Below are 17,112 nucleotides of genomic sequence, written 5' to 3' on the forward strand. Positions count from 1 at the left end.
AACGCATTAAACAACAAAATAACGTTGCTTAATGCGTTATCGTCTCGCCAACCGATGTTGACAAAGAACCTTTTTACTGTAAGAAGAAAACCATGCGTTATGCGATAGAAAGGGTTTTGAAATAATAGAAGCTATAGCATGTAAAGAATATATTCATATGTTAATGAGTATAGCACCAAAACTAAGTGTCGATCAATTTGTGGATATTTAGAAGGTAAGAGTAGTTAATGATATTTGATTGACACGCGCATTTAACCTCCAAACATTGAAAAGGAAAATTAAAAACTTAATATTAGAAAATGCTGAAAAATATATAATTATCAAAAACAACTTGAGAAAGAAAATGAATAAATAAACCCCGCCTGCAATAGGTGGGGGTGAAATAACAGGGACTCGGCTCCTTAATGGGTCCCTAAAAATTTGGTTTATATGGTGTGTTATTGATAGGTAAAATAAAAAGAACCCCATTATTACAGGATTCTTAATATTAAAAAGTGCTTAAATTTCATTAATTAGCGTCCTGAAAGGTTACAGCACCTTTGAAGAAGCAGCAAAAGCAGTCGGTGTAATTGGATAATAAATTTTTGCAATGATGACACATTTTTGACACGTGAAAAGCAAAGACCCTCTAACTGTTGTTGTTAGAGGGTCTAAATAGCGTCCTGGGAGGGATTCGAACCCCCGACCGATGGCTTAGAAGGCCATTGCTCTATCCAGCTGAGCTACCAGGACATTTTTAACACAAGATTAATTATAACGAACAATTTGTGATAAATCAATATTGTCTTCAAATCTTTTATATACAATTAACACGATATACAAAATATTACAATATAAATTTGTCGGTATATATTAGAATCTTAAACTGGAACAACATGAGGCAATTATAAACAATAAATTTTGAGTTCTCATAGTAATCTTAATATGCAATCCATTTTTAAATTAAAAAGACAGTTGCTGACTAAAATATGCGTTAGTTTTAAAAGATAGCACAATCTTTGTCAGTAACTGTCAAATTCGAAAGAAGCATCATAAGTATAAGTGGCTTTTAGCGTAATGGAATGTTTCTCTGGTTCTATGTTGCAAGAGTCCTAATAATGTGAGTACACCTACTTTACCCACAATCATTGTTATTATAATAAGCAACTTAGCGACTGAGCCATATTCCGTCGAAATACCTGTAGACAAACCGACTGTACCAAATGCAGAAATGACTTCAAAGGCAATCGCTTCAAATTGTAAGTTAGGTTGTGCGACTGAAAAGCAAAAGATAATGATAATCACGAACATCATAGCTGTTAACGTAATCGCAACTGCTTTTTGAATTTGTTTTTGATCAATAGATCGGCGGAATAAATGTGTGTGGCGGTGCCCATTCAATGATGTGATGACATATAAAATCACAAGTGCGAATGTCGTAACTTTAATCCCACCCGCTGCACTGATAGGTCCAGCACCGATAAACATTAAAATCATCGTCAACATTAATGTACCTGGCGCGAGATGTGAAAAATCGATGGTATTAAAGCCAGCTGTTCTGGTACTTACAGACTGAAAGAACGATGCTAGAAGTTGTTGTGAAAATGACATACCTTTAAAAGCGTGTGCGTATTCTAAGATAAAGTAACCTAATGTACCAACAACAATTAATATAAACGTGACAAAAAGTGTGACTTTTGTATGAAGCTGCAATCTTTTAAGTTGATGTGTTGTGACAATATCGAATAAAACGATATAGCCGATACCACCTAAAATAATTAACATAGCCACCATCAAATTAACGACGGGATCATGAGCGTAAGTAATTAAGTTATCACTAAAAAGTGAAAATCCTGCATTATTCAGTGCAGAGACAGAGGTAAATACGCTAATAAAAAGGCCATAAGACCAACCATATTCAGGCACAAATACAGTTGAAAGTACAAGTGCACCTATTGTTTCGAAACTGATTGTGAATATGAAAATAAATTTGGAAAAATCCGTGACATTTAATGATTCGTCAATATTTAACTCCAATTTGAAAAGCTGATTATTTCGATAACTAATCCGCTTTTGAGATATAATTAATGCCAATATTGAAACAGCAACAATCCCCATACCACCGATTTGGATAAGCAGCATGATGATTGTTTCTCCTAACACATTAAACTGTGATGTAATATCGACTGTTGATAAACCTGTAACCGTAAAAGCACTCGTTGCTACGTACATTGCGTCAATAAAAGAAATGGGCTTTTTACCCGTCCACGGTAAATAGAGAAGGATACTTCCTATGAGCGTGGTAGTTAAAAATAATGTGAGATATATTTGAATTGGTTGTTTTTTACTATACATCATTAAAGCCTCAGTTCTTTTTTGGATATAATAACATGTTATTTTGAAAAAACAAGTCTCTACTTTTTTGAACAACAAAATAAAGTAGGAAGTGGATACACTCGAGAAAAGTGTCTCTATCTTCCTACTTTATCATAAAAGATTAATACTGAGATAATAGAAAAAATATTATTTTGCAAATGTGTCAACTAGACCTTTAATTAATTTGACAATTCCTAAGATAATGCTTGCCCATGTCATTAGAATGACCTCCTTAGAATAAATTGTACTTTTATTATATAAGGAATGTCATTAAAAAAGTGACATATTTCCTAATAAGTAAATTTTTATGCGTATGTGTCTAATATTGTTAAATTCAATGACAGTTAGGCATTATTCTATACAGATATGCATATAAATTAATTTATAAAGACAATTAAGTTGCGTAACTGTATATATTAAATTGTAAAAAGTACAGTTGCGCATGTTTTGTTGTCGTTCAAGAAATAAATAACACAATTTAAAATAAATAGGCTATCGTAAAGACAACAAAGTTGTTGAATGCAACACTTTGTTACAAAAATTTATCTTAATTAAAGGAGTGTATTTTAATGTCGGATTTAATCAATGTAATTAAAGATACTATCCAAGCAGGTATTGATCAAGATTGGGTTACTATGGGGACAGGCATCGCAGATATTGTAGCAAAAGGTATTGACGTTATTTCTGGTTTCTTTGGATAAGATTTTCTTTCAATTAACAATCAAACATAGCTCATATTGTTCGATTCAACATAGAATATAATAGTGAGACAACAAGTGGTGAAAAGAACCTACTTGTTGTCTTTCTTTTTATTTAAAATTGTAAGTTGATTTTGGTAAACTTGAAAACAGATTAACTAAAAATGGAGTGGACAAATTGAGTTATAAAGTGATTTTATTCGATTTTGATGATACATTAGTTGATTTTGATGATGCGGAAGTTAAAGCATATGATCATTTGATGGCCGTCTATCAAGTTCCTAAAGCATTACATAATTACAAAGCATTTAAAAAGATTAATCAAGCACATTGGGAGGCATTCCAACGCGGAGAAATAACAAAACAAGAAGTGTTATGTCATCGTTTTATAGAAACGTTTTCAACTTATCAGATGGAAGTAGATGGATACGAAGCAGATGTAACTTTTCGTGACGGGTTAGCATTAGCGCCCATTAAATGGTTAGAAGGCATTGAAAAGGTATTAGATGATTTAAAAAGTAAGTATAAAATTGCTATTGTGACAAATGGTGTTACAGATACTCAAAAACGACGTATTGCCCAAACTGATCTGAAAACTTTTGTTGATTCCATTTTTATTTCAGATGAAATTGGGGCACAAAAACCGCGTGTAGAATTTTTTGATGCTGTATTTAACGTATTTGATCAATATGAAAAAAATGATTTCTTAATCGTTGGAGATTCTTTAACTTCAGATATCCAAGGTGGAATTAATGCAGGGATTGACACGTGCTGGTACAATCATCGTCAGTTACATAATAAAACAGCGATCAAACCCACATATACAATTCAACATATTCAGGATTTAATTCAGATTTTGAGATAAATGGTATATTGGTTCCACTGGTGAGGACGGGAACGTGTAATTGAGCCCAATTTTACTGATTTACAATTTGATAGTGGATACATAGCTAAAAAGGTAGAGATGTGCGATGTTCAGAGTGGGTATTCAACTGAAATCAAGTAAAAAGGCGAGAGTGTGATATTTGCATCTTATTTACAAAAGGCTTTAAACATATAAGGAGCAATAGCTGACTGAGCGTTGTACCGTTCCCTACGGCCAATGGAGGCTGTGTCATTGAATTTATAACTTATTAAAATAAGGAGGCAGGACGTAGAAGTCTGCCTCCTTAATCAATTGTGATACAGTTTGGAATTGTCCTGAAACAGGTTACAAAAAATCACTGCATATGACTTTTAATCATTTATAAAAAGGGATGGATATCGTATTCAATCATAAAGACAAGCCTAGCACGGGTGAAGGTGTATGAATATGATGATGTCCCATCCCTTAAATAATTTATACTCTAATTTTACATGAATTATGCATGAATTATGATTTAGTTTGAGGATCCCAAACTAAAATATCATGGCCATCATCATTTTTGGCATTTAAATCTTTAAAACCATTTTTGACAAAGAAATCCTTTGATTCAAATCTCGCAATTGCTTTAATTGGTAATTCAAATGATTTTGCATAATCAATTAATGCAGAACCATATCCTTTATCTTGATATTTTTTTAAAACTTCCAGCTTCCAAACGACGAGATAATCTTCATAATCAGGGAAATATGTTTCTTCAACTTCACCTTTTCGATATAAAGCCATCCTTGCGCTTATTTTTTCACCCACATAAATGCCGTAAAACGGTGATTCTGAGCTTGCATCAATCATTTCCCCATGTAGTTCATTCACCATATACAAATCTTTGTTACCAAAATTCTGACGAAAGTCCTCAAAAAGTTCCTCAGTTTTATAGTTAATATCGAGGTGTTCAACTTTAGTCATGTGATAACCCCCCTTTGTTTATATTAATTTAATTATAACTTATTTATTTTAATTTTTGAAGCAAGCCGTAAGATTGTCAGATGTTGATTGAAGCTTTATACTGTTATGGAATACTGTTTAAGGAGAAATGAGCATGGATTGTTTAAGTATTTCAGTTAATGAGAGGGATCAATTTATACAGCGCATCATGAAGCAAGATAACGATGTGTTGAAATTTTATGATTATGATCCAACTGAAGGGGAGAGTTTTGAGCGGCGATTGCAAGTGCCTAATAATGGAAGAGAAAAGGCAATTGCTAAAGTAATTCGCGATTATATGTCTGATTTGGTTTTATCTGATACACAAGCACGTACAATAGAAGCACTTGAAGCGGGTGCGAAAGTGGTGATTGGTGGCCAACAGGCGGGATTATTTACAGGCCCTTTATATACTTTCCATAAAATCATTTCCATTGTAGTTAAAGCAAATGAACTCGAAAATATGTATGGAGAAGCTGTTGTTCCAGTGTTTTGGATTGCCGGTGAAGATCATGATTTTGATGAAGTAAATCACACTTATGTCATGCAAGAACGTACGGGTCACATACAGAAAGTAAAATATCATACAATGACACCACCAGAATCGAATATATCCAGATATGTACCTGACAAAGATGCTTTGAAAGACACATTACGTGCTTATTTTGAAGTTTTGCCTGAAACAAAGCATTCCAAATCACTTTATCAAAACCTCTTGCAGTGGATTGATGAAGCGACAAATTGGACAATGTTATTTAAAAAGATAATTCATGCGTGTTTTAAGTCTACGGGCTTGCTTTTAATCGATGCACAATTTGAGCCATTAAGAGAGTTAGAAAAACCACTTCTCCAATCAATCATTAAAAATCATCAAAAGCTGGACGATGCTTTTAGATTACAACAAAAAGAAACTGTGGCAGATGGTTTATCACCGATGATTCAAACAGATACAAATGTGCATATGTTTATCCATTATGAAAATCAACGCCAAATGATAAAGTATGAAGATGGGGCGTTTCGTTTGAGTAAATCTGATGTGACATTTGATGAAGCGACATTATTAGCTGAAATAGATAAAAATCCAAGCATGTTTTCAAATAATGTTGTGACTCGTCCTTTGATGGAAGAATGGCTTTTCAACACGGTTGCATTTATTGGTGGACCGAGTGAAATTAAATATTGGGCTGAGCTGCAAAAAGTCTTTCATGAAATGGACATTGAAATGCCAATTGTATTACCGCGAATGCGCATGACTTACCTCTCACCAAAAGTTGAAAAATTATTGGAAACATATGACTTGGATTTAAGCGAGGTCATTGCTGAAGGTACAGCATCAGCGAAAGCACGCTTTATACGAGCTCAAGCTTCAGATGAAGTTTTAAACGAAATCGCACGTATGCGTGAACAGCAAATCGAATTTTATAAGAAATTAGATGCTATTGTTGGGGAATCAGAAGACAATCATAAGTTGCTAAAGAAAAACCATCAAATTCATACACATCAATATGATTATTTGAAAGCGCGTTATTTAAAAAACATTGAGCGGGAAAATGAAATTAGCATGCGCCATTTTCATATTTTGTCACAAACACTCCATCCAATGGGGGGCTTACAAGAACGTGTTTGGAATCCTCTCCAATTATTGAATCAATTTGGGATAGATATGTTCACATCCTCCACCTTCCCTCCACTTCACTACACATTTGAGCAAATCATTATAAAAACATGATAATATCAAGCTTTTGATAGTGGTTCGATTGAGTCGAACCACTGTTTTTTTATGTCGAATTTGATAAATTTTGGAGATTTTTACAGAATTAGTGGAGGATAGTGGGGAGATGTGGTAAATTATATTTAAGGTGAGGTGAGATAAAATGTTCATGGGCGAATATGAAAATAAATTGGACGCTAAAGGCCGTATGATAGTTCCATCTAAATTTCGTTATGACTTAAATGAACGTTTTATTATCACTAGAGGCCTTGATAAGTGTTTATTCGGTTACACACTTGAAGAATGGCAAACCATTGAAGAAAAAATGAAAGCCTTACCTATGACAAAACGAGACGCACGTAAGTTTATGCGTATGTTCTTCTCTGGTGCGATTGAAGTGGAAATTGATAAACAAGGGAGAATTAATATCCCAGCAAAATTAAGAGAGTATGCAAATCTTGATAAAGAGTGTACGGTCATCGGTGTTTCAAATCGTATTGAAATATGGGACCGAGATACTTGGAATGCTTTCTATGATGAGTCTGAAGAAAGTTTTGAAGAAATTGCAGAAGACTTAATCGATTTTGATTTTTAAATTGGAGGGTTCGCGGTGTTTCACCACATTAGCGTGTTATTAAAAGAAACAGTAGATCAACTGAATATTAAAGAAAATGGCATCTATGTTGATTGCACGTTAGGTGGCGCAGGGCACTCGCAATATCTCTTGAGCCAGTTGTCTGATGAAGGTCGTTTAATTGCGATTGATCAAGATATCACGGCAATTCAACATGCAGAAGAAAAATTACAGCAAGACATTCACAAAGTGACTTTTGTACATAATAATTTTAGAAATTTAGCACAAATTTTAGCGAATTTGAATATTGAAAAAGTAGATGGGATTCTTTATGATCTCGGCGTTTCAAGCCCTCAACTCGATATACCTGAACGTGGATTTAGCTACCAACATAATGCAAAACTTGATATGAGAATGGATCAATCTCAATCTCTTTCCGCCTACGAAGTTGTCAACACGTGGCCGTACGAAGCGTTAGTGAAAATCTTTTTTCGTTATGGGGAAGAAAAATTTTCAAAGCAAATCGCAAGAAAAATTGAAAGTAAACGTGAACAAAGACCGATTGAAACAACTTTTGACCTTGTTGATTGCATTAAAGAAGGCATTCCTGCAAAAGCAAGGCGAAAAGGGGGACACCCAGCGAAACGTGTTTTTCAAGCGATTCGTATTGCAGTAAATGATGAACTGTCAGCATTTGAAGACTCGTTAGAACAAGCAATTGAGCATGTTAAAGTAAACGGTCGCATTTCAGTCATTACATTCCATTCATTAGAAGATCGATTATGTAAACAAATATTTCAAGAATATGAAAAAGGGCCAGAAGTACCGCGTGGGCTTCCGGTAATCCCAGACGCCTATACGCCAAAGCTCAAACGAGTCAATAGAAAACCTATAGTAGCAAGTGATGTAGATTTAGAGGATAACAATCGAGCGAGAAGTGCCAAACTTCGAGTGGCAGAAATTTTAAAATAGAGAGGCGAGAAGAGATATGGCTGTAGAAAGAATTTATGATGCTTATCAACCACAAGTTGAAGAACAACCTAAATTAAGACCGCAAAAAAAGCAAGCGACACATAAACAAACAGTTACAAAGAAAGTTACCGTTAAATTAACACGCTTTGAAAAAATGTTATACATAGCACTTATTACAATTATTGCCGCTATTAGTATCTATATGCTATCTTTAAAAATGGATGCTTACGATACAAGAGGCAAAATTGCAGATTTAGATCAAAAAATTGAAAAACAATCCAGTCAAAATAGCGCATTAAAGTCAGAAACTATGAAAAATGCTTCGTATCAACGCATATATGAAAAAGCCGAAAAACAAGGTATGAGTTTAAAGAACGACAATATAAAGGTAGTGCGTAAAGATGGCGAAACGAAAAATTAAGATTAAAAAAAATAAGCTAGGAGCAGTCCTCCTGATGAGTTTTTTCGGGCTGCTCTTTTTTCTATTGATTTTAAGATATAGTTTTATTATGTTAACCGGCCATTCGTCTGGCGAAGATCTAATTGTACGCGCCAATGAAAAATATTTAGCACATTTAGATCAAGATGCCGAACGAGGAAAGATTTATGACCGAAATAACAAAGTGCTTGCAGAAGATGTCGATAGATTTAGATTAGCGGCTGTTTTGGATAAAAGGGCGAGTAAAGACTCTAAAAAACCAAGACATGTAGTTGATAAGAAAAAAACAGCAAAAGTCCTCGCTAAAGTCATTGATATGCCTGAAAAAGAAATTGAAAAACGACTTAATGCTAAAAAAGCGTTCCAAGTTGAATTTGGACGAGCAGGGCAAAACTTAACTTATCATGACAAAGAAATCATTGAGAAAGCCAATTTGCCGGGTATTACGTTATATCCTGAAGTTCAACGATTTTATCCGAATGGTAACTTTGCCTCACATTTAGTAGGGATGGCCCAAAAGGATCCTGATACAGGTGAGTTAAAAGGTGCACTTGGTGTAGAGAAAATTTTTGATAGCTATTTATCAGGTAAAAAAGGTCATTCCTCTTTTACAAAAGATATCTGGGGTTATATTATTCCAAATTCAAAAAATGAAGTTGCACCTAAACGTGGTGATGATGTACATTTGACGATTGATTCAAATATTCAAGTGTTTGTCGAAGAAGCACTCGATGATATGGTCAAACATTATGCCCCAAAAGATGTGTTCGCAGTCGTTATGGATGCTAAAACAGGAGAAATTTTAGCCTATAGCCAACGACCTACTTTTAATCCAGATACAGGTGAAGATTTTGGAAAGAAATGGGCAAATGACTTATATCAAAATACGTATGAACCGGGTTCTACATTTAAAAGCTTTGGTTTAGCAGCAGCAATTCAAGAAGAAAAGTTCAAACCAAATGATAAATATGAATCAGGATACAGAGATATTGAAGGCTCACGTATTTATGACTGGAACAAAAAAGGGTGGGGCAAAATTAGTATGAGTTTAGGTTTTACATACTCATCTAACACCCTCATGATGACACTTCAAGATCTTGTGGGTGCTGACAAAATGCAATCTTGGTACGAAAAATTTGGTTTTGGAAAATCCACAGGTAGCCTATTTGATGGTGAACAAAAAGGAAATATTGCTTGGGAAAACAAGTTAATGCAAAAAACATCAGCGTTCGGTCAATCAACAACAGTGACGCCTGCGCAAATGTTGCAAGCTCAATCCGCATTTTTTAACAAAGGTGAAATGTTACGCCCTTATTTTATTCAATCCATTATGAACCCAGTTTCTAATCAAACATTCTTTGAAGGTAAACGTGAGGTAGCGGGTAAACCGATTACGCCTGAAACTGCGAAAAAAGTGGATAAACAATTGGATGAAGTCGTGAACAGTGAAGATAGTCACGCTAAAAACTATCGTATCGATGGCTATCGTATCGGCGGTAAAACAGGAACTGCCCAAGTTGCCGATCCGGACAATGGCGGTTATGTCAAAGGGCCTAACCCATACTTTGTAAGCTTTATGGGACACGCACCAAGCAACAATCCACGTGTCGTTGTTTATGCCGGTATGAGTCTCGCTCAAAAAAATGACCAAGAAGCATACGAAATGGGTGTCAGCAAAGCTTTTAATCCAATCATGAAACACACTTTACAATATTTAAACGTTGATAACAATGAAGTGAATGACAAATCAACAATCAATAAAGTGCCAGATGTTAAAAATAGTAATGTGCAACGTGCCGAAGACGAAATTAAAGGTAAAAAATTGAATCCAGTCGTTATCGGTAATGGGGACAAAGTGATTAACCAAAGTCCTTCTTCAAACGCAAAACTATTACCTAACAGTCATGTATTACTGATGACAGATGGTGATATGACAATGCCAGATATGACAGGTTGGACACGTGATGATATTGTTGCATTTGAGTCATTAACAGGTATTGAAGTCAAAGTTAAAGGTAGTGGATTTGTAAAATCACAATCTCAGTCTCCACAATCTGCAATTGATAAGAAAAGCAAAATTGAAGTTTCGCTTGAGTCTGAAAATACAGAATAGCTGAATGGAAGAACTATCATTCTTGAATAAGGCGCACATTGGAGTGAGGAGAGGACAAGGGCTTGAAATCCTTTCCTTCATCTCCGCCTTGTAAAATATGATTGTTTAGATTTAAGTTGAATGAAGGAAGAACAACATCTTTTAAACAAATGAAGGTAAAAAATGAATGAAAGATAGAGGAGAATAATATGGGAATTTTCAGCGCAATCATCGCATTTATCATTACTGCAGTTTTAGTTCCAATACTCATACCAACTTTAAAGAGGATGAAATTTGGACAAAGTATTCGTGAAGAAGGTCCTCAAAGTCATATGAAGAAAACAGGTACACCAACGATGGGTGGATTAACATTTTTAATTGGTGCAATTGTTACAACGATTATTGCAAGTGTATTTGTAGAACCAACAAGTCCGTTGCTGTTACTGCTCTTTGTCACAATTGGTTTTGGCTTAATTGGCTTTATTGACGACTATATCATTGTAGTGAAGAAAAACAATCAAGGTTTAACAAGTAAACAGAAGTTTTTAGCACAAATCGCTATCGCAGTTATATTTTTTGTCGTGGCAAAAGTGTTTAATGCATTTGACTTCTCAACTAATCTGAATTTACCTTTCACGGATATCAGTATTCCTTTATCGTATGCCTATGTTATATTTATCATTTTTTGGCAAGTTGGTTTTTCTAATGCAGTAAATCTAACTGACGGCTTAGACGGATTAGCCACAGGTCTTTCTATTATTGGATTTACTATTTACGCAATTATGAGTTTCGTATTAGAGCAACCTTCAATTGGTGTATTTTGTATGATTATGGTTGCCGCGCTTGCAGGCTTTTTGCCTTATAATATTAATCCTGCAAAAGTGTTTATGGGAGATACAGGTAGCTTGGCATTAGGCGGTATTTTCGCGACGATTTCAATTATGTTGAATCAAGAGTTGTCACTCTTATTAGTTGGATTTGTTTTTGTCATTGAAACTTTATCAGTAATGATACAAGTGACATCTTTTAAATTAACAGGTAAACGTATATTTAAAATGAGTCCACTTCATCATCACTTTGAACTTGTTGGTTGGAGCGAATGGAAAGTCGTTACTGTATTTTGGTCAGTAGGTTTAATTACAGGCTTAATTGGCTTGTGGATTGGAGTGAGTTAATTGATTAACTATACAGGGCTAAAGGGTAAAAAAGTACTCGTTATTGGGTTAGCAAAAAGTGGCTACGAAGCTGCTAAGTTATTACATCGTCTTGGTGCAGAGGTCACGGTTAATGATGGGAATGACGTTTCGCAAGACGCGCATGCTAGAGATTTAGAAGATATCGGGATTAATATCGTGAGTGGTTCGCATCCACTGGCCTTATTAGATGAAGCCCCAATTATTTTTAAAAACCCGGGAATACCGTATACAGTCCCAATTATCCAAGAAGCACAGAAACAAGGATTGAAAGTCTTAACAGAAGTTGAATTAAGTTATTTAATTTCTGAAGCGCCGATTATTGGGATTACAGGAACAAACGGAAAAACGACGGTCACTTCGTTGATTGGTGACATGTTTAGTAAAAGTAGAGAAAATGGCAGACTAGCAGGAAATATTGGCTATGTTGCTTCAAAAGTCGCTCAAGAAGTACGTGCAGATGAATATCTCGTTACAGAGCTGTCCTCATTTCAATTGTTAGGTATTGAGCATTACCGCCCGCATATCGCGATTATTACAAATATCTACTCAGCACATCTTGATTTCCATGAAAATCTTGAAAATTATCAAAATGCTAAAAAGCGTATTTTTCAGAACCAAACAGAAAGTGACTATTTGATTTTCAATTATCATCAACGCCATTTGATTGATGTCTCAAAAGTTAAAGCAAAAATTTTATATTTTTCTACACAACATGAAGTTGAAGGTATTTATGTAAAAGATCAATATATTGTCTATAATGGCGTTCGTATTATTCATTTGGATGACATCGTATTGCCAGGCGAACATAACCTTGAAAATATTTTAGCGGCTGTTATGGCTGCGATATTAGCAGGTGTGTCAGTAAGCGCGATTATTCAGTCATTAACTACTTTTTCAGGCATCGAACACCGCTTGCAGTATATCGGTAATAATAAAACGAATAAATATTACAATGACTCTAAAGCAACGAATACGTTAGCGACTCAATTTGCTTTAAATTCATTTAAGCAACCTATTATTTGGTTGTGTGGTGGTTTAGACCGAGGCAATGATTTTGATGATTTAATTCCTTATATGTCGAATGTTAGAGTTATGGTAACCTTTGGTGAAACGCAAGAAAAGTTTGTTAAACTAGGAGAGAGTCAAGGCAAATACGTAATCCGAGCAGTAGATGTTTCAGATGCTGTCGCTAAAGTACAAGATATTATTGAGCCAAACGATGTTGTATTATTATCACCAGCATGTGCAAGTTGGGATCAATATGATACCTTTGAACAGCGCGGTGAGAACTTTATTAAAGCGTTTCGTGAACATTTGCCATCACATTAAAGGATGTGACATTGTATGACGGAAAATAAGGTACCAAGAATTGATAATGAATATTTAAAAGAAAAACGTAAGAAGCAATTGGTAAAACGCCGGCGTAGGCAACGGTACATCGTTATTGTTTTACTCATTGTAGTCATACTGATTCTCTTATATATGTTTACACCGATAAGTAAAATTAAAGATGCTGAAATACATGGAAACCATTATATTTCTGATCAAGAAATCACAAAAGCACTAAAAATTAATAAGCACCCAAGAATTTATGCTTATGCTGCGAGTGACGCGGAACAAAGAATTGAAAAAGAAGATTTAGTCGATACCGTTTCTATTCATAAAGGTTTGTTTAATCATCTCACAGTTGACGTTAAAGAACATGAAATTATTGGTGTAACATCTGAGAAATCTAAAACGGTGCCTATTATTGAAAGTGGCAAAGTGTTAAAAGATTTTAAAGGAGAAATACCGAATGAAGCCCCATACTTGGAAGGATTCAAAGGCGATGATAAAAAAGATATCATCACAGCGCTTCACAAAATGGATCGCACAACACGGGGACAAATTTCAGAAATTGTAAGTACACCGCAAAAAAATCAACCGGATTTGATTAAACTTTATATGAGAGATGGCATTGAAGTGGTAGGTAAGATTAAAACTATAGCCGATAAACTCAAGTATTATCCAAGCATGTCTCAAGCACTAGAAAAAGATGAATCGGGTCATTTGAAAAAATCTGGATTCATAGATTTATCAGTGGGTGCTACATTTATACCTTATGAAAATGTTAAAAATGAAAAAGGCAGTTCGGCAAGTGCGAAAGAAGTTCAAAGTGGCACAGCAATTGAAGATGAAGCAAAAGACGATTTGCAAAAAGCGTTAAATAAAATTAAAGATGATAAAGACGACAAAGATAACAGTGATAGCGAAGAAACAAAAGACAACCCAAAAGATTCCTAAGCAAGATTAAAAAAGCGATGATTTGAATTGAAATCGTAGCATTAGCTTTTTTCAATTCAATCATTTGTTGTCGTCATTGACTCAAAAAATGAGAATAAACTTGTAGTCATTTGTGTTGTTTGATAAAAGGATTTGGATGAATTTAATTCAAAGTATGCTTGCGAATTCATATTCTTAAAAAATGAAGTGCAATATTTGAATTATATTTTTTAAATCTCCTACTAAAGTCTTATGAAAAAGTTGAAAATCCAATGTGTTTATAGTTCACATTGATAGTTTGTTATTGTACACTTATAATAGTGTAATTATGTAAAGAAATGTCAGGAGGTGCCTATCTATGGAAGAGCATTATTATGTTAGTGTAGATATCGGCTCATCAAGCGTGAAAGCGATTGTTGGTGAAAAATTTCATAACGGAATTAATGTGATAGGTACAGGGCAGACCTATACGAGTGGAATTAAAAATGGTTTGATTGATGATTTTGATATTGCAAAACAAGCGATTAAAGACACAATTAAGAAAGCATCAATAGCATCAAGTGTTGATATTAAAGAAGTTTTTTTAAAGTTACCCATTGTAAGTACAGAGGTTTTTGATGAAACAAACAAAATTGAGTTTCACAAAGATACAGAAATTAATGGGACACATATTGAAGAAGTACTCGACGGTATTCGTGAGAAAAATGCCGAACCTGGAACGGATGTCATTAATACGTTCCCAATTCGATTTATTGTTGATGATGACAATGAAGTTTCTGATCCGAAAGAACTTGTCGCACGTCATTCACTTCAAGTGGATGCTGGTGTCATCGCGATCAATAAATCCATTTTAATTAATACGATTAAATGTGTTGAATCTTGTGGCGTAGATGTTTTAGATGTCTATTCAGATTCACTCAACTATCGTTCGGTTTTAACACCTACTGAACGCGAACTTGGTGCTTGCGTCATCGATATCGGTGAAGATCTTACACAAATTGCATTTTATGAACGCGGTGAATTAGTTGATGCAGATGTCGTCTTTAAGGCGGGACGTCGCATTACAGAAGACATCGCAAAATTTTTAAACACTACATATGAAACAGCTGAGAAGATTAAGCAACAATATGGACATGCATTTTATGACTCAGCTTCAGATCAAGATGTATTCAGTGTTGAACAGCTTGATTCTGATGAACCTGCACAATTCACTCAAAAAGAATTAAGTGATGCGATTGAAGTACGTGTAGAAGAAATATTCTTTGATGTTTTTGATATTTTAGCAGAATTAGGATTAAACAAAGTAAACGGTGGTTTTGTCGTAACCGGTGGCTCTGCTAACTTACTAGGTGTAAAAGAATTACTACAGGATATGGTCAGCGAAAAAGTGCGTATTCATACACCGTCACAAATGGGAGTAAGAAAACCAGAATTTTCTTCAGCAATTTCGACAATTTCTAGTAGTATTGCTTTCGATGAGTTATTAGATTATGTTACAATAAGTAATCATGATAATGAAGAAATTGAAGAAGAGATTATTGAAAGCGATTCAAAACGACAAGAACCTAAAGTAGGTGGATTTGAATCATTTTTCAAGAAAAAATCGAAAAAACAACCACAAGAAACTTCAAAATCAGAACATGTTGAAGAAGATACTTCGGTAGAGGTATTTGAAGACGATGTAGACCGAAATGAACAAGCGCAACCAAAACAAGAAGAGAGCAAGTTTAAAAAGATAATGAAATCACTGTTTGATTGATTGGCTACAAAGATTAGGAGGAAATTTAAATGTTAGAATTTGAACAAGGATTTAATCATTTAGCGACACTTAAAGTCATCGGTGTCGGCGGTGGCGGTAACAACGCTGTGAATCGAATGATTGACCACGGTATGAACAACGTTGAATTTATTGCGATTAACACGGATGGACAAGCTTTAAACTTATCTAAAGCAGAATCTAAAATCCAAATTGGTGAAAAACTTACACGTGGCTTAGGTGCAGGTGCTAACCCTGAAATCGGTAAAAAAGCTGCCGAAGAGTCAAGAGAGCAAATTGAAGATGCCATTCAAGGTGCAGATATGGTGTTTGTTACTGCCGGTATGGGTGGCGGTACTGGAACAGGTGCTGCGCCAGTTGTAGCCAAAATCGCTAAAGAAATGGGTGCATTAACAGTCGGTGTTGTAACGCGTCCATTTGGCTTTGAAGGCCGTAAACGTCAAACACAAGCAGCCGCTGGTGTTGAAGCAATGAAAGCAGCAGTTGATACATTAATCGTTATTCCGAACGATCGTTTATTAGATATCGTTGATAAGTCTACACCAATGATGGAAGCATTCAAAGAAGCAGATAACGTATTACGTCAAGGTGTTCAAGGTATTTCTGACTTAATCGCTGTATCTGGTGAAGTTAACCTTGACTTTGCAGACGTTAAAACTATTATGTCTAACCAAGGTTCAGCATTGATGGGTATCGGTGTGTCATCAGGTGAAAACAGAGCAGTAGAAGCTGCTAAAAAAGCGATTTCTTCTCCATTACTTGAGACTTCAATTGTGGGTGCGCAAGGTGTGTTAATGAATATCACTGGTGGCGAATCATTATCACTATTTGAAGCACAAGAAGCTGCTGATATTGTTCAAGATGCAGCAGATGAAGATGTTAACATGATCTTCGGTACGGTGATTAACCCTGAGCTACAAGATGAAATTGTAGTAACAGTGATTGCGACTGGTTTTGAAGATAAACCATCATCTCATGCACGTAAACAAGGTCATTCTGGTTTTGGCGCAAGTGCATCACAAACTGCACCAAAAGAATCAAGTTTCGGTAGCCACAATGCACCAGCAACTTCTCAAGAAAAAGAAGTTGAAAGCGGACGTAGTCATACAACAGCGGACGATGATATTCCAAGTTTTATTCGTAACAGAGAAGAAAGACGTTCAAGAAGAACACGTCGTTAATTGTGTATA

15 protein-coding genes, 1 tRNA gene and 1 pseudogene are annotated in these 17,112 nt (G+C 35.1%); 13 read left to right on the top strand and 4 right to left on the bottom strand.

The window, feature by feature from the left end:
- Positions 1-106: 106 nt before the first annotated feature.
- A pseudogene (locus C1H58_RS10660) lies at positions 107-211 on the top strand (IS200/IS605 family transposase); the annotation flags it as partial.
- A gap of 447 nt (positions 212-658) precedes the next feature.
- On the opposite strand, the gene C1H58_RS10665 reads toward C1H58_RS10660, so the two are convergent.
- The 3 genes from C1H58_RS10665 to C1H58_RS12585 form a co-directional block, all read right to left on the bottom strand.
- Positions 659-732 (bottom strand) — tRNA-Arg (locus C1H58_RS10665).
- A 297-nt stretch (positions 733-1,029) separates the two neighbouring features.
- Positions 1,030-2,334: a TrkH family potassium uptake protein gene (locus C1H58_RS10670; protein WP_165546150.1), complete on the bottom strand. Its 1,305-nt coding sequence runs from the start codon at positions 2,332-2,334 to the stop codon at positions 1,030-1,032.
- 168 nt (positions 2,335-2,502) lie between these two features.
- Positions 2,503-2,574, bottom strand: coding sequence for an alpha-1/alpha-2 family phenol-soluble modulin (locus C1H58_RS12585; RefSeq protein WP_106904272.1), 72 nt, complete (start codon positions 2,572-2,574; stop codon positions 2,503-2,505).
- A 350-nt stretch (positions 2,575-2,924) separates the two neighbouring features.
- On the opposite strand from C1H58_RS12585, the gene C1H58_RS10680 reads away from it, so the two are divergent.
- Together C1H58_RS10680 and C1H58_RS10685 are read left to right on the top strand one after the other, a co-directional pair.
- Positions 2,925-3,056 carry a beta-class phenol-soluble modulin gene (locus C1H58_RS10680; RefSeq protein WP_060830066.1) on the top strand — a complete coding sequence of 44 codons (132 nt, stop codon included), beginning with the start codon at positions 2,925-2,927 and terminating at the stop codon, positions 3,054-3,056.
- A gap of 175 nt (positions 3,057-3,231) precedes the next feature.
- A complete protein-coding gene (locus C1H58_RS10685) occupies positions 3,232-3,918 on the top strand; it encodes a YjjG family noncanonical pyrimidine nucleotidase (RefSeq protein WP_165546151.1) in 687 nt (228 codons plus the stop codon).
- 507 nt (positions 3,919-4,425) lie between these two features.
- On the opposite strand, the gene C1H58_RS10690 is transcribed toward C1H58_RS10685, so the two are convergent.
- Positions 4,426-4,881: an N-acetyltransferase gene (locus C1H58_RS10690; protein ID WP_165546152.1), complete on the bottom strand. Its 456-nt coding sequence runs from the start codon at positions 4,879-4,881 to the stop codon at positions 4,426-4,428.
- 133 nt (positions 4,882-5,014) lie between these two features.
- Here C1H58_RS10690 and bshC point away from each other — a divergent pair, with 133 nt between their 5' ends.
- The 10 genes from bshC (at position 5,015) to ftsZ (ending at position 17,103) form a co-directional block, all read left to right on the top strand.
- On the top strand, positions 5,015-6,628 hold the full coding sequence (bshC, locus tag C1H58_RS10695; protein ID WP_165546153.1) for a bacillithiol biosynthesis cysteine-adding enzyme BshC: 1,614 nt from the start codon (positions 5,015-5,017) through the stop codon (positions 6,626-6,628).
- A gap of 145 nt (positions 6,629-6,773) precedes the next feature.
- Entirely contained in the window at positions 6,774-7,205 is a 432-nt protein-coding gene (gene mraZ, locus C1H58_RS10700) for a division/cell wall cluster transcriptional repressor MraZ (protein WP_050331308.1), read from the top strand.
- A gap of 15 nt (positions 7,206-7,220) precedes the next feature.
- Positions 7,221-8,156: a 16S rRNA (cytosine(1402)-N(4))-methyltransferase RsmH gene (gene rsmH / locus C1H58_RS10705; RefSeq protein ID WP_165546154.1), complete on the top strand. Its 936-nt coding sequence runs from the start codon at positions 7,221-7,223 to the stop codon at positions 8,154-8,156.
- Positions 8,157-8,172: 16 nt separating this feature from the next.
- The gene (ftsL, locus tag C1H58_RS10710) at positions 8,173-8,577 is read left to right on the top strand and encodes a cell division protein FtsL (protein ID WP_050331306.1); all 405 of its coding nucleotides are present in this window, start codon (positions 8,173-8,175) and stop codon (positions 8,575-8,577) included.
- Entirely contained in the window at positions 8,558-10,708 is a 2,151-nt protein-coding gene (locus C1H58_RS10715; protein ID WP_165546155.1) for a penicillin-binding protein, read from the top strand. The genes ftsL and C1H58_RS10715 overlap by 20 nt, the downstream gene beginning before the upstream one ends.
- Before the next feature lie 188 nt (positions 10,709-10,896).
- Positions 10,897-11,862, top strand: a complete 966-nt coding sequence (gene mraY, locus C1H58_RS10720) for a phospho-N-acetylmuramoyl-pentapeptide-transferase (protein WP_165546156.1) — start codon at positions 10,897-10,899, stop codon at positions 11,860-11,862.
- The gene (gene murD, locus C1H58_RS10725; protein WP_165546157.1) at positions 11,863-13,212 is read left to right on the top strand and encodes a UDP-N-acetylmuramoyl-L-alanine--D-glutamate ligase; all 1,350 of its coding nucleotides are present in this window, start codon (positions 11,863-11,865) and stop codon (positions 13,210-13,212) included.
- Between the two features lie 15 nt (positions 13,213-13,227).
- Positions 13,228-14,166 carry a cell division protein FtsQ/DivIB gene (locus C1H58_RS10730; protein WP_050331300.1) on the top strand — a complete coding sequence of 313 codons (939 nt, stop codon included), beginning with the start codon at positions 13,228-13,230 and terminating at the stop codon, positions 14,164-14,166.
- Positions 14,167-14,503: 337 nt separating this feature from the next.
- Complete coding sequence (ftsA, locus tag C1H58_RS10735; RefSeq protein ID WP_165546158.1) at positions 14,504-15,904, top strand: cell division protein FtsA; 1,401 nt, start codon at positions 14,504-14,506, stop codon at positions 15,902-15,904.
- 29 nt (positions 15,905-15,933) lie between these two features.
- A complete protein-coding gene (gene ftsZ, locus C1H58_RS10740) occupies positions 15,934-17,103 on the top strand; it encodes a cell division protein FtsZ (protein ID WP_050331297.1) in 1,170 nt (389 codons plus the stop codon).
- The last annotated feature ends 9 nt before the right edge of the window (positions 17,104-17,112 follow it).

The sequence above is a fragment of the Staphylococcus sp. 191 genome (assembly GCF_011174885.1).
In the GTDB taxonomy this organism is placed as follows: Bacteria; Bacillota; Bacilli; order Staphylococcales; family Staphylococcaceae; genus Staphylococcus; species Staphylococcus coagulans.